At 56.7% G+C, this 12,884-nt stretch carries 11 protein-coding genes and 2 tRNA genes; 12 read left to right on the top strand and 1 reads right to left on the bottom strand.

The window, feature by feature from the left end; genetic code table 11:
* Position 1 precedes the first annotated feature (1 nt).
* On the top strand, positions 2-3,235 hold the full coding sequence (carB, locus tag NAT49_RS13775) for a carbamoyl-phosphate synthase large subunit (RefSeq protein ID WP_251595180.1): 3,234 nt from the start codon (positions 2-4) through the stop codon (positions 3,233-3,235).
* Complete coding sequence (gene greA, locus NAT49_RS13780) at positions 3,228-3,704, top strand: transcription elongation factor GreA (protein WP_251595182.1); 477 nt, start codon at positions 3,228-3,230, stop codon at positions 3,702-3,704. Before carB ends, greA begins: the two co-directional genes overlap by 8 nt.
* Before the next feature lie 76 nt (positions 3,705-3,780).
* Here greA and yhbY read toward each other — a convergent pair whose 3' ends face one another.
* Positions 3,781-4,092 carry a ribosome assembly RNA-binding protein YhbY gene (gene yhbY, locus NAT49_RS13785; protein ID WP_251595264.1) on the bottom strand — a complete coding sequence of 104 codons (312 nt, stop codon included), beginning with the start codon at positions 4,090-4,092 and terminating at the stop codon, positions 3,781-3,783.
* Between the two features lie 131 nt (positions 4,093-4,223).
* Here yhbY and rlmE point away from each other — a divergent pair, with 131 nt between their 5' ends.
* From rlmE to nusA, 10 genes are all read left to right on the top strand, one after another.
* On the top strand, positions 4,224-4,844 hold the full coding sequence (gene rlmE / locus NAT49_RS13790; protein ID WP_251595184.1) for a 23S rRNA (uridine(2552)-2'-O)-methyltransferase RlmE: 621 nt from the start codon (positions 4,224-4,226) through the stop codon (positions 4,842-4,844).
* Between the two features lie 92 nt (positions 4,845-4,936).
* Positions 4,937-6,895, top strand: coding sequence for an ATP-dependent zinc metalloprotease FtsH (ftsH, locus tag NAT49_RS13795; protein ID WP_251595186.1), 1,959 nt, complete (start codon positions 4,937-4,939; stop codon positions 6,893-6,895).
* 63 nt (positions 6,896-6,958) lie between these two features.
* Positions 6,959-7,810, top strand: a complete 852-nt coding sequence (gene folP, locus NAT49_RS13800) for a dihydropteroate synthase (RefSeq protein WP_445352063.1) — start codon at positions 6,959-6,961, stop codon at positions 7,808-7,810.
* Complete coding sequence (glmM, locus tag NAT49_RS13805) at positions 7,810-9,159, top strand: phosphoglucosamine mutase (protein ID WP_251595188.1); 1,350 nt, start codon at positions 7,810-7,812, stop codon at positions 9,157-9,159. Before folP ends, glmM begins: the two co-directional genes overlap by 1 nt.
* A gap of 60 nt (positions 9,160-9,219) precedes the next feature.
* The gene (tpiA, locus tag NAT49_RS13810) at positions 9,220-9,972 is read left to right on the top strand and encodes a triose-phosphate isomerase (protein ID WP_251595190.1); all 753 of its coding nucleotides are present in this window, start codon (positions 9,220-9,222) and stop codon (positions 9,970-9,972) included.
* A 4-nt stretch (positions 9,973-9,976) separates the two neighbouring features.
* Entirely contained in the window at positions 9,977-10,468 is a 492-nt protein-coding gene (gene secG / locus NAT49_RS13815) for a preprotein translocase subunit SecG (RefSeq protein WP_251595192.1), read from the top strand.
* Positions 10,469-10,509: 41 nt separating this feature from the next.
* Positions 10,510-10,596 (top strand) — tRNA-Leu (locus NAT49_RS13820).
* 76 nt (positions 10,597-10,672) lie between these two features.
* Positions 10,673-10,749, top strand: a tRNA-Met gene (locus tag NAT49_RS13825).
* 147 nt (positions 10,750-10,896) lie between these two features.
* The gene (rimP, locus tag NAT49_RS13830) at positions 10,897-11,358 is read left to right on the top strand and encodes a ribosome maturation factor RimP (protein ID WP_251595194.1); all 462 of its coding nucleotides are present in this window, start codon (positions 10,897-10,899) and stop codon (positions 11,356-11,358) included.
* A 27-nt stretch (positions 11,359-11,385) separates the two neighbouring features.
* Entirely contained in the window at positions 11,386-12,879 is a 1,494-nt protein-coding gene (nusA, locus tag NAT49_RS13835; RefSeq protein ID WP_251595197.1) for a transcription termination factor NusA, read from the top strand.
* The last annotated feature ends 5 nt before the right edge of the window (positions 12,880-12,884 follow it).

A 12,884-nucleotide genomic window follows, 5' to 3' on the forward strand; every position in this document is an offset into this window, starting at 1 on the left:
CATGCCCAAACGTACCGACATCCAAAGCATTCTGATCATTGGCGCTGGCCCGATCGTTATCGGCCAGGCCTGCGAGTTCGACTATTCCGGCGCTCAGGCGTGTAAGGCGCTGCGTGAAGAGGGGTACCGGGTCATTCTGGTCAACTCCAACCCGGCCACCATCATGACCGACCCGGTCATGGCGGACGCGACCTACATCGAGCCCATCACGTGGGAAACGGTCGCGCGCATCATCGAAAAAGAGCGCCCCGATGTTCTGCTGCCGACCATGGGCGGCCAGACGGCGCTCAACTGTGCGCTCGAACTCGAGCGCCAGGGCGTGCTGGAGAAGTTCGGTGTCGAGATGATCGGCGCCAACGCTCAGACCATCGAGAAAGCCGAAGACCGCGACCTGTTCGACCAGGCGATGAAGAACATCGGCCTCGAGTGCCCGAAAGCCAAGATCGCGCATGAGATGGATGAGGCGTGGGAGATTCAGAGCGAACTCGGCTTCCCCTGCATCATTCGTCCGTCCTACACCATGGGCGGCTCCGGCGGCGGCGTGGCGTACAACAAGGAAGAGTTCGAAGAGATCTGCCACCGCGGATTCGAGCTGTCCTCCAACCATGAGCTTTTGATCGACGAATCGCTTTTGGGCTGGAAGGAGTACGAGATGGAGGTCGTTCGGGACAAGAACGACAACTGCATCATCGTATGTGCGATCGAGAACTTCGACCCGATGGGCGTGCACACCGGCGACTCCATTACGGTTGCACCAGCGCAGACACTGACCGACAAGGAATATCAGTTGATGCGTAACGCATCCCTTGCGGTGCTGCGCGAGATCGGTGTCGAAACCGGCGGGTCCAACGTGCAGTTCGGCGTGGACCCGAACACCGGGCGGATGGTCGTCATCGAGATGAATCCGCGAGTGTCGCGCTCGTCGGCGCTGGCCTCGAAAGCCACTGGCTTCCCGATCGCCAAGATCGCGGCAAAGCTTGCGATAGGTTACACCCTCGACGAGCTTCAAAACGACATCACCGGTGGGGCGACGCCTGCGTCGTTCGAGCCGGCGATCGACTACGTCGTGACCAAGATTCCCCGGTTCACGTTTGAAAAATTCCCGCAGGCCAACGACCGCCTGACCACCCAGATGAAATCAGTGGGCGAGGTCATGGCGATCGGTCGTACCTATCAGGAGTCGATGCAGAAAGCGCTGCGCGGCCTTGAGATCGGTGTGGACGGGTTCGCACCGAAACTGACCCGTTTCGACGATGAATCGATGACCCTGCTTCAGGGCGAGCTTCAACGTCCAGGCGCCGACCGCATGTTCTATGTTGCGGACGCCTTCAGAGCCGGTCTCTCGCTTGATCAGGTGTTCAATTACACCAAGATCGATCGCTGGTTCCTGGTTCAGATTCAGGAGCTGATCGAGCTTGAGGCGGTCATCGGCACGAAGGGCTTTGCCGACCTCGATTACCGCGAGGTCTTTGGCTGGAAGCGCAAGGGCTTCAGCGATGAGCGCATCGCACACCTGATGGGTGTGTCCGAAAATGAGTTCCGGGCGTTTCGTCACACGCTCGGCCTGCACCCGGCCTACAAGCGCGTCGACACCTGCGCGGCCGAGTTTGCCACGTCCACGGCGTACATGTACTCGACCTACGAGGAAGAGTGCGAAGCCGAGCCAAGCGACCGTGAAAAAATCATGGTGCTCGGTGGCGGTCCGAACCGGATCGGTCAGGGCATCGAGTTCGACTACTGCTGCGTTCACGCCGCACTCGCCATGCGCGAAGACGGCTATGAAACCATCATGGTCAACTGCAACCCTGAAACCGTTTCGACCGATTACGACACCAGTGACCGTCTCTATTTCGAGCCGGTAACGCTTGAAGATGTGCTTGAGATCGTCGCCAAGGAAAAGCCGGTCGGCGTGATCGTGCAGTTCGGTGGACAGACCCCTCTCAAGCTTGCGCGTGATCTCGAGGCGGCGGGCGTGCCGATCATCGGTACCACGCCTGATGCGATCGACCGGGCTGAAGACCGTGAGCGATTCCAGCACATGATCGAAAAGCTTGGCCTGAAGCAGCCGCCCAACGCGACGGCGCGGAGTTTCGAGGAGGCGTTCACCAAGGCCGAAACCATCGGTTATCCGCTGGTGGTGCGCCCAAGCTACGTACTGGGCGGCCGGGCGATGGAGATCGTTTACACCGCCGACGAACTCGAGCGTTATATGACGTATGCGGTCAAGGTCTCCAACGACTCACCGGTGCTGCTCGACCACTTCCTGAATCACGCGGTGGAAGTTGACATCGATGCTGTCAGCGACGGTAAGCAGGTCGTGATTGGCGGCATCATGCAGCACATCGAACAGGCCGGCGTGCACTCCGGCGACTCCGCCTGCTCGCTGCCGCCGTATTCGCTGCCCGCCGATGTGCAGGACGAGATGCGCGATCAGGTCAAGCGTATGGCGCTGGAGCTGAACGTGGTGGGCTTAATGAACGTGCAGCTGGCGTGGCAGGATGGCGAGATCTATGTGATCGAGGTCAACCCGAGAGCGTCACGCACCGTGCCGTTCGTGTCCAAGTGCATCGGGCGTTCGCTTGCCCAAGTAGCGGCGCGCTGCATGGCCGGTCAGACGCTTGCCGAGCAGAACTTCACCCTCGAGCGCATCCCGAGTTTCTACAGCGTCAAGGAAGCGGTATTCCCGTTCAACAAGTTCCCGGGCGTTGACCCGATCCTGACGCCGGAAATGAAATCCACCGGTGAGGTGATGGGCAGTGGCGAGACCTTCGCCGAGGCGTTCTATAAGGCCCAGATCGGCGCGAGTGAGGCGATGCCGCCGTTAACCGGCGACCGCACGGCGTTTCTGTCGGTTCGGGACCCGGATAAGGCCGAGGTTATCGATGTGGCACGCTCTCTGCTAACATTGGGCTTTTCCTTGATCGCAACTCGAGGCACTGCCGAGGCGCTTACCGAGGCGGGCATCGAGGTCAGCGTGGTCAACAAGGTGTACGAAGGCCGTCCGCATATTGTCGATATGCTCAAAAACGACGAAGTGGCCTACATCGTAAATACCACCGAAGGCCGTCAGGCGATCAGCGATTCCTCCGTCATCCGCCGTACCGCACTTGCTCATAAAGTGCCTTATGCGACCACGATCGCAGGCGCTAAGGCGGTCTGTATGGCGCTTGAATATGGCAACGATATTAAAGTGCGTCGGCTGCAGGAGCTGCACGCAGGAGTAGTTTATGAATAAATTTCCCATGACCGTGGAGGGCGAGCGTGCCCTTCGGGAAGAGTTGGAGCATTTAAAGGGTGTCGAACGCCCGACCGTGATTGCCGCAATCTCGGAAGCCCGTGAGCACGGCGACCTGAAGGAAAACGCCGAGTATCACGCCGCGCGGGAGCAGCAGGGGTTCATCGAGGGGCGTATTCAGGAGATCGAGTCTAAGCTATCGGCGTGCCAGGTGATCGACGTCACCAAGATGCCGGCCAATGGCAAGGTGATCTTCGGTGTGACGGTCAGTCTGACCAACCTCGATACCGACGAAGAAGTCTGCTATCGAATCGTTGGTGAAGATGAGGCCGACATTAAGCAGGGCAAGATTTCAGTCACTTCTCCGATCGCGCGTGCGCTGATCGGCAAGGAAGAGGGCGACGTGGTCAACGTCAAGACGCCCGGCGGCGAAGTCGAGTACGAAATCAGTGAGGTCGAGCACCGCTGAGTGCTCGAGCCTGCCTGAAACACCAACGCCCGCAAATGCGGGCGTTGGTGTTTTCACAAGGGCGAAAGTTGAACCTTCAGGAGGTGTGGCGTGCCACGTTGGAAAGCTTCGGTTTCGCCTTGGGGTTCTTTCGATAAAGCAAAACCATCTTGCCGATAGTTTGCACAACCTCTGAACGTGTCCCCATACTGATCTCGGACAGCAAGGCCTTGCGCGCATCGCGATCGGGTACGGCAATCTTTACCTTGATCAATTCATGATCGAACAGCGCTCGATCGATTTCAGCCATGGCGCCATCGGACAGGCCGTTTTCGGAAACCAGAACGACCGGGTTCAGGTGATGGCCGATGCTGCGAAAGCTTTTCTTTTGTGCCGCTGTAAGGCTCATGGTATCTTCTTTGCTCGTATAAACGTCGGTAATTCGTGTGCTGGCGTCCATTCTACGCTAGTCACCCAAGCCATCGCCAACCCTGCATGCCTTACGCGGTATAATAAAGGGTGTGATCAGGAAATGTCCTCGTGAAACGATCCAAATCAAGTGCCAATTGGTTGAAGGAGCACTTCGACGACGCCTATGTTCAGCGCTCTCGTGATGATGGCTATCGAAGCCGTGCGAGTTATAAATTGCTCGAGATCGATGAAAAGGACCAGTTATTGGGTGCCGGAATGACGGTGGTCGATCTTGGCGCTGCGCCTGGTGGCTGGAGCCAGATCGCGGCCGAGCGTGTTGGGATGTCCGGTGTGGTCATCGCGACCGATATTCTAGAAATGGACGCGCTGGCCGATGTGAGTTTCATTAAGGGGGATTTCACGGAAAACGATGTCCTGGATGCTATCATGTCAGAGATAGATGGGCGTCCCGTGAATCTGGTGCTGTCGGATATGGCGCCGAACATGAGCGGCCAGGCGGCCATCGACCAGCCTCAAGCCATGTATCTGGTCGAGCTTGCGCTCGATATGGCAACACAAGTGCTCTCTCCCGGAGGCAATTTTCTGGTCAAGGTGTTTCAGGGAGAAGGGTTCGATGACTACCTTCAACAGATGCGGTCGCATTTCAAGAAGGTTATGACGCGCAAGCCCAAGGCATCCCGCGCTCGCTCGCGTGAGGTCTACTTGCTTGGAAGAGAATTTCGTACCTAGGCTTGCAAGACTGCCTCAAAGCCCTCACTTTCTCTAGGATAAAGGTGCTTGAGTGGGTCGAGCCGCTGGAATGACGTAATGAGGGTGATCCCTTGAACGATATGGCTAAGAATCTGATTTTATGGTTGATCATCGCAGCAGTTCTGCTGACGGTGTTCAATAATTTTAGTGTGGATAATTCACCGCAGGCGATGAATTACTCACAGTTTGTGGAGCAGGTCCAAAATGATCAGATCCGCCAGGTAACAATCGACGGGTATACCATCAGTGGTGATCGTCAGGATGGCTCGTCCTTCCAGACCATCCGACCTGCGGTTCAGGATCCCAAGCTGATCGACGATCTGCTTAGCCATAGCGTGGTCATTCAGGGCAAGAAGCCTGAAGAGCAGAGCATCTGGTCCAGGCTTTTGATCGCAAGTTTCCCGATACTTATTATCCTAGCGATCTTCCTGTTCTTCATGCGCCAGATGCAGGGTGGGGGCGCCGGTAAGGGCGGGCCCATGAGCTTTGGTAAATCCAAGGCCAAACTCCTGTCTCAGGACCAGATCAAAACCACGTTCAAGGACGTGGCGGGCTGTGATGAAGCCAAGGAAGAAGTCGAAGAGCTGGTCGACTATCTGAAAGACCCTTCCAAGTTTCAGCGGCTCGGTGGACAGATACCGCGCGGCGTCCTGATGGCGGGGCCGCCAGGTACAGGTAAGACGCTTCTTGCCAAGGCGATCGCGGGCGAAGCAAAGGTACCGTTCTTTACGATTTCCGGTTCCGATTTCGTCGAGATGTTCGTAGGTGTCGGTGCATCGCGCGTTCGTGACATGTTCGAGCAGGCCAAGAAGCAGTCGCCCTGCATCATCTTTATCGATGAGATCGATGCGGTGGGTCGTTCGCGTGGCTCCGGCATGGGTGGTGGCCACGACGAGCGTGAGCAGACGTTGAACCAGCTTCTGGTCGAGATGGACGGTTTCGATCCGAACGATGGCGTTATCGTGATTGCTGCGACCAACCGGCCGGACGTGCTCGACCCCGCGCTTTTGCGTCCAGGGCGTTTTGATCGTCAGGTCACGGTCGGGCTGCCTGATATTCGTGGCCGTGAACATATCCTGAATGTGCATCTTCGCAAGGTGCCGCTTGCCGACGACGTCAAGCCCGAGCTTATTGCGCGCGGCACACCCGGCTTTTCAGGGGCCGATCTTTCCAATGTCGTCAATGAGGCTGCGCTTTTTGCTGCGCGTCGCAATCGCCGTTTGGTGTCGATGGAAGAGCTTGAGTCTGCCAAGGACAAGATCATGATGGGCGCTGAACGTCGTTCCATGGTGATGTCCGAGAAAGAGAAACGAAATACTGCCTATCACGAGTCTGGGCACGCGATCATCGGTCTATTGATGCCCGAGCATGATCCAGTCTACAAGGTGACCATTATTCCGCGTGGTCGAGCCTTGGGTGTAACCATGTTCCTGCCCAGCGAAGACCGTTACAGCTTCAGCCGGCAGCAGATTCTAAGTCAGATCTGTTCCCTGTTCGGTGGACGCATCGCTGAGGAGATGACGCTTGGCCCCAACGGGGTGACTACCGGCGCCTCGAATGACATCAAGCGCGCGACCGAACTTGCCCATAGCATGGTTGCGAAATGGGGGCTCTCTTCCGAAATGGGCCCGCTCATGTACGACGAGGATGAGTCTCATCAGTTCCTTGGCGGACCGGGCAGCGGAGGTGGCAAGTTCAACTCGCCGGAAACCACGTCGCGTCTTGATAAGGAAGTGCGTCGAATCATCGATGAGTGCTACAAGCAGGCAGCGCAGCTGCTTGAAGATAATCGAGAAAAACTCGACATGATGGCTGAGGCTCTGGTTCAGTACGAAACGATCGATACCGACCAGATAAAGGACATAATGGAAGGTCGCTATCCGCAGCCACCGAAGGACTGGAACGATAACGGCCCGACCGGCGGTACACCTGCGGCATCAGATGAATCCGAGCCGGATGAATCCTCGCAAGAGGATGACGATGTAAAACGCAGACCCTCAGACCCCCTTGGTGGACCTGCAGGGCACTGACAAAAAGGCCGCTTCGAGCGGCCTTTTTTATATGCATCTCGCTTAACCAATTAAGGGTATGTAATGGCATTACCGAGCACGCTGGCCTGCGGCACGCACACACTCGATCTTTCTCGGCCTGTGGTGATGGGGGTATTGAACGTAACCCCTGATTCGTTTTCTGACGGTGGTCACTACACAACGATGGACGCGGCCGTTCGTCAGGCTGAAAGCATGTTGCGTGATGGAGCTCGGATCATCGATATCGGCGGCGAGTCCACGCGACCGGGTGCTGAGGTAGTATCTTCCGAAGAAGAGCTTGAGCGGGTTGTGCCGGTGGTGGCGCGATTGGTCGAGGAATTCGGGTGCCTTGTTTCGCTGGACACCAGTTGTCCTGAGGTCATGCGCGAGGGAGCGAAAGCCGGGGCTGGAATTATCAATGATGTCCGCTCTCTGACACGCGAGGGCGCGCTTGAGGCAGCGGCGGCGAGTGAGTTGGCCGTATGCGTGATGCACATGCGCGGAGAGCCTGCCACCATGCAGCAGCAGGTGGACTACGACGCGCCGATCGAGGAAGAGGTGCTTCGGTTTCTGGAAGATCGCATCCGGGTCTGTCAGGCTGCCGGCATTTCAATGGACAAGATGATCGTTGATCCCGGATTTGGTTTTGCCAAGACGATTGAGCATAATCTGCGGTTAATGAATCGTTTACACTCGCTCCAATCACTTGAGCGCCCTCTTTTGGTAGGCGTTTCTCGTAAAAGCATGATTGGCAAGGCTCTCGGCCGCGAGGTCGAGGACCGTTTGCCGGGCGGGTTGGCTCTGGCTGCACTGGCTGTGCAGCAGGGAGCGGCCATCTTACGAACACATGATGTTGGCCCGACCGTTGATGCCGTCAATATGGCTTGGGCCGTGCTAAAGGAAGGCACTAACTAATGGCAAGACAGTATTTTGGAACGGATGGTATTCGCGGTACCGTCGGCGAGTCGCCGATCACGCCGGATTTCATGCTTAAACTTGGATGGGCTGCAGGCCGCGTATTTGCCAAGAAAGGGCGCTCTCGGGTCATTATTGGCAAGGATACCCGCATCTCCGGGTACATGTTTGAGTCCGCGCTTGAAGCTGGTTTCTCGGCTGCGGGGGTCGATGTGTCTTTGCTTGGGCCCATGCCGACTCCTGGCATCGCGTATCTGACCCGCACGTTTCATGCTGAGGCGGGCGTTGTAATCAGTGCGTCCCACAATTCGTTTCAAGATAACGGCATCAAGTTCTTCTCAAGTGAAGGCACTAAGCTACCGGATGCTCTGGAAGCCGACATCGAGGCTGCGCTCGAGCTTCCAATCGAAACAGTCGGTCCGGACCGTCTCGGCAAGGTTGCACGTATCAATGATGCTGCCGGTCGCTACATCGAATTCTGTAAATCCAGCATGCCAAGCCGAGCAGGCCTTCACGGCATGAATATTGTGGTCGACTGCGCTCATGGCGCCACCTACCACATTGCGCCGAACGTTCTTCGTGAGCTGGGTGCGAATGTCACGGTCATCGGCGCATCCCCTGATGGAGTCAACATCAATAAGGATGTAGGTTCCACTCACCCGCGCTCACTGCAGGCCAAGGTACTGGAGACCGGTGCTGACCTTGGGGTGGCCTTCGACGGGGACGGCGACCGTGTAATCATGGTCGATGAGCGAGGTCAGCTGGTCGATGGTGATGACATCCTCTATATCATTGCGCGTGACCGGTTTGATCATGAAGTTCTTGGTGGCGGTGTCGTCGGTACACTGATGTCGAACTTCGGGCTCGCAGCCGCATTTCAGAAGCTGGGCGTACCGTTTGAGCGCGCCAAGGTCGGCGACCGCTATGTGCTCGAGCGCATGGAAGAGAAAGGCTGGAAGCTCGGTGGTGAATCGTCCGGGCACCTTGTCTGCGGTCACGTTCAGACCACTGGCGACGGAATTGTTTCCGCGTTGCAGGTGCTGGCTGTCATGCAGCGTACCGGCAAGACGCTTCAGTCACTTCTGATGGGGCTTGAAAAGGCGCCACAGGCTCTAATCAACGTCCGGCTGACGCCTGGGGTTGATAAGGACGCATTGATGCAGGGCGACACGGTGACTCAGGCCGTCGAAAGCGTCGAGCAAGAGCTTGGCGAGCAGGGGCGAGTATTATTGCGCCCCTCCGGAACCGAGCCGTTGATCCGTGTTATGGTCGAAGGCCGGCCGCATTTTGACGTCAATAAGCTGGCTCAACGCATTGCTGACGCGCTGGAAGAGGCGCTGGCCGTGTAGTTGCGAGTTGTATTCCGATAATCGCTCTATTACCATCCAACACCACCTGAGGGGATCGCCATGCGTATTCCGCTGATCGCGGGCAATTGGAAAATGAACGGATCTCTGGCGCTGATCGAAGATTTCGGGAACGCGTTCTCGCGAACGTCGTTTTTATCCAACGCGATCGATATAGCCGTTATTCCGCCGTTTCTCTATTTGGCAAACGCCGATGAAGCGTTCGAGGGGACCCCTGTTCAGATTGGCGCTCAAACGCTTTATGGAGAGGCCTCCGGTGCGTTTACGGGAGCTGTCTCGGCCAGCATGCTGAAGGAGTTCGGCGTGCATTATGTATTGGTCGGGCACTCTGAGCGCCGAACCCTGTTTAAGGAAGATGACGCTGCCATTCTTGCTCAGGCAAGAGCGGCCATCGATGAGGGGATCGTTCCGATTCTCTGCGTCGGCGAAACTCTGGAAGAGCGCGATGAAAATCGCTTCGATGACGTGGTTCTCGGTCAACTCGATGCCGTCATGAAGGGCTTGAGCGAGGAGCAGCGTCGTCAGTTGGTCGTCGCGTATGAACCTGTCTGGGCGATCGGTACCGGTCGTACGGCCACGCCTGAACAGGCTCAGGAAGTACATGCATCCCTACGTGCGCGCCTTCGCCACTACGATGAGAATCTGGCCGACAACATGCGCCTTCTCTATGGAGGCAGCATGAAGCCTGCAAATGCGCAGGAGCTTTTGTCCCAGGCCGACATCGATGGTGGTTTGATTGGCGGTGCGTCATTGAAGCCGGATGATTTCATAGCCATTTGTCACGCTGCAGGTTGAACTCATGCAAGTCGCCATTTTATTGGTACATGTAGTACTGGCCATCGCATTGATTGCGCTGGTTCTCATTCAGCAAGGAAAAGGTGCCGAGGCCGGCGCTGCCTTTGGCGGCGGCGCGTCTCAGACGGTGTTCGGGTCCCAGGGCAGCACCAGTTTTCTTGCGAAATTTACAGGGCTTCTCGCTGCATTGTTCTTTGTAACGTCGCTGGCTCTGGCCTGGTTCGTAAGTCACGATTCCAGTGATGAAAGTGGTATTCCGGATGCGACCGTGATCGAGCAGCAGAAATCGCTTTCACCGACCCTTGATGACGGTGACTCCGCGGCGGGCTCTGAGCGTGCTCAGGAGCGTGGTGACGCGTCTGAAGGCAGCGGTCTTACGGCCCCCTCGGCGTCGGATCAAAATAATTCGACGCAAGCCCTTGACGAGAGCGGCTCAAGTCTGGATAATTCAGCGCCAGCATCGGGAGACAAGGAAACAGGGTCTTCCGGTCAGTGAAGCAGTAACTGGGTAAGTAATTGATTGCCCAGACCCCTGATGCCGAAGTGGTGGAATTGGTAGACACGCTATCTTGAGGGGGTAGTGACCTTATGGTCGTGCGGGTTCAAGTCCCGCCTTCGGCACCATCTGGATGTGATTGGCAAGCGCGAAGATGTTCATTTGATTTTTGTATATCGAACATCTATACTCGTCGCGCAATGTTGCGGGGTGGAGCAGCCTGGTAGCTCGTCGGGCTCATAACCCGAAGGTCGTCGGTTCAAATCCGGCCCCCGCTACCACGATCAAATCGTGGAAAGTTTTTTGAAAGGCCCCTTCAAATGAAGGGGCTTTTTGTTAGCACCAGTGCCAATCAGTCACCTCACCTTTTGCTCATACGTCTCCTGGTCAGGTGCCTGCTAAAGCAACTGCTGCGTAGGAGTAATACCTTGGCGACAAAAGAATCTACGCTCCATTCCTTGATCGAGCCCACCATTAGCGACATGGGGTTCGAGCTCTGGGGCATCGACTATATGGCTCAGGGCAAGCATTCAAGGCTCGTGATCTATATCGATCAAGCCAATGGCGTGACCGTGGAACATTGCGCTGACGTCAGTCGACAGGTCAGTGCGATCCTGGACGTCGAAGATCCCATCTCGGGTCATTACACGCTGGAAGTTTCCTCGCCCGGCATGGATCGTCCCCTATTTACCCCCGCCCATTTCGAAGCCTATGCAGGGAACATTGTGTCTCTCAGGCTGCGCGCGCCCTTTGAAGGCCGCCGGAAATTCAAGGGTGTTCTGGCAGGTATCGATGGTGATGAGGTTCTGCTTCAGTTCGAAGGGGAAGAGTATGGCTTCCCGATCGAGACAATCGAGCGCGCCCAGGTCGTACCACAGTTTGATAACTAAGAACCGCTTTTCTGGCGAGGCATATTTATGAGCAAAGAGATTTTGCTGGTCGTCGATGCGATCTCCAATGAAAAAGGGGTGGCTCGTAGCGTCATTTTCGAAGCGGTGGAAGCCGCACTGGCCAGCGCTACTCGTAAGCGTTTCGAAGGGCAGGATGTCGATATCCGTGTTCGAATCGATCGCCAAAGCGGGGATTATGAAACCTTTCAGCGCTGGACGGTCGTTCCTGACGAAGACTATGTGACGTCGGCGCGCCAGATCCCATGGTCTGCAGGCCAGGAGCGCGAGCCGCCGCTGGATTTAAACGAATACGTCGAAGCTGAAATCGAATCCGTCGCCTTCGGTCGTATTGCCGCCCAAACGGCCAAGCAGGTCATCGTACAGAAAGTGCGTGAAGCCGAGCGTGCCGAAATTGTTGGGCACTACGCCGAGCGCGAAGGCGAATTGCTGAGCGGTACGGTAAAGAAAACGACACGCGATGGCTTGATCATCGACCTGGGCGAGAATGCGGAAGCATTTCTCCCGCGTAATGAGATGATTCCTGGCGAGCGTTACCGCATGAACGAGCGCGTTCGCTCGCTTTTGTGGCGAGTCGACCCGGAAGCGCGCGGTGCCCAGCTGATTCTGTCGCGTACGCGTCCTGAGTTCCTGACCGAGCTTTTCAAGATCGAGGTGCCGGAAATCGCCGAGCAGCTGATCGAGATCAAGGGTGCGGCACGGGATCCCGGTTCGCGCGCGAAGATTGCCGTCAAGACCAACGACCGACGCATCGATCCGGTTGGCGCTTGCGTCGGCATGCGTGGGTCGCGCGTTCAGGCGGTTTCGAACGAACTGCGTAACGAGCGGGTCGACATCGTGCTTTGGGACGATAACCCCGCTCAGCTTGTTATCAATGCCATGGCGCCAGCGGATGTCGCCTCTATTGTCGTTGATGAAGACTCGCACGCCATGGATGTCGCGGTCAGCGAAGACAACTTGGCTCAGGCGATTGGTCGTAGCGGTCAGAACGTACGGCTGGCCTCGGAGCTTACCGGCTGGTCGCTTAACGTGATGACCGAAGAGGAAGCGCAAGGCAAGCGTGACCAGGAGGTCGATAGCTACGTTGAATACTTCATCTCACATCTGGGTGTGGATGAAGAAATGGCACGCGTACTGGTAGATGAAGGCTTCACGTCGCTTGAAGAAGTTGCGTACGTGCCGCTGGACGAAATGCTTGAAATAGAAGACTTCGATCAGGAACTGGTCGAGGAACTGCGTGCTCGCGCCAAGGACGAACTGCTCAATCTCGCCATCGCCTCTGAAGAAGCGTTGGACGGCACCGAGCCTGCTGAAGACCTCTTGAACATGGACGGTATGGACCGTCATCTCGCGTTCAAGCTGGCAAGCATTGGCATCGTGTCCATGGAAGATCTGGCAGAACAGTCCATCGATGATTTGAAAGACATCGAAGGTGTCGATGAAGAGCGCGCAGCAGCATTGATCATGACGGCCCGCGCGCCCTGGTTCGCAGGTGAAGAGTAATCAGG

It is taken from the genome of Larsenimonas suaedae (genome assembly GCF_023712105.1).
In the GTDB taxonomy this organism is placed as follows: Bacteria; Pseudomonadota; Gammaproteobacteria; order Pseudomonadales; family Halomonadaceae; genus Larsenimonas; species Larsenimonas suaedae.

Bases quoted from the DNA above. Each gene is read 5' to 3' on its own strand.
- carB (WP_251595180.1), top strand. From the start codon at position 2: ATGCCCAAACGTACCGACATCCAAAGCATTCTGATCATTGGCGCTGGC.
- greA (WP_251595182.1), top strand. From the start codon at position 3,228: ATGAATAAATTTCCCATGACCGTGGAGGGCGAGCGTGCCCTTCGGGAA.
- yhbY (WP_251595264.1), bottom strand. From the start codon at position 4,092: ATGAGCCTTACAGCGGCACAAAAGAAAAGCTTTCGCAGCATCGGCCAT.
- folP (WP_445352063.1), top strand. From the start codon at position 6,959: ATGGCATTACCGAGCACGCTGGCCTGCGGCACGCACACACTCGATCTT.
- glmM (WP_251595188.1), top strand. From the start codon at position 7,810: ATGGCAAGACAGTATTTTGGAACGGATGGTATTCGCGGTACCGTCGGC.
- tpiA (WP_251595190.1), top strand. From the start codon at position 9,220: ATGCGTATTCCGCTGATCGCGGGCAATTGGAAAATGAACGGATCTCTG.
- secG (WP_251595192.1), top strand. From the start codon at position 9,977: ATGCAAGTCGCCATTTTATTGGTACATGTAGTACTGGCCATCGCATTG.
- nusA (WP_251595197.1), top strand. From the start codon at position 11,386: ATGAGCAAAGAGATTTTGCTGGTCGTCGATGCGATCTCCAATGAAAAA.